General features: G+C 47.5%; 1 pseudogene. It reads left to right on the plus strand.

The features are described from left to right. Positions 1–631: pseudogene (locus MWU82_RS24070) on the plus strand (hypothetical protein); the annotation flags it as partial.

A 631-nucleotide genomic window follows, 5' to 3' on the forward strand; every position in this document is an offset into this window, starting at 1 on the left:
CAGAACGCGACCACCGGAGCATTGGAAGTTGATGGCACGGCAATTACTGGTGACGGTGATATCACATCCTCCGACCTAACGGTAGGTGGTGATGCAAATGCCCTGTTGGGTGATGTTACCCTAGAGATAGCTGCCGGGGCCGTGGGAACCACAGAATTGGCTGCAGATGCGGTTACCCTGGGTAAATTGGCGGATGGCAGTAATACGGGAGATCTGATCCAATGGAACGGAACTGATTGGGAATATATAGACCCAAGTACGTTGATACCGGCCACTACGGTGTCCAATACAAGCAGTGCAAATACTTTGACGACAACGGTGGACGGAGTTACTGGAGCAGGCGTGACTATGATAAATAGTAATGTACTGGGTCTAAATGGTAGTGATGAATTGGTAAGTACCGTAAATGGCGTGGCTTCTACGGCCTTGGACCTTACCCCTGCAATACGGGCAAATGAACTTACAACAACGGTGGTAGAAGGTAGTGGTGTAAATGTTACCTCGTCCACGACAGGGAACAATACAGAATATACGATCACTGTAGATCCAACGGATATTACAGGTGATGGTAGTATTACTTCAAGTGATATAGATGTAACCGGTGGAGCAAATTCGACCTTAAACGATGTTA

The organism is Arenibacter sp. S6351L, from assembly GCF_023016025.1.
GTDB classification, from domain to species: Bacteria; Bacteroidota; Bacteroidia; order Flavobacteriales; family Flavobacteriaceae; genus Arenibacter; species Arenibacter algicola_B.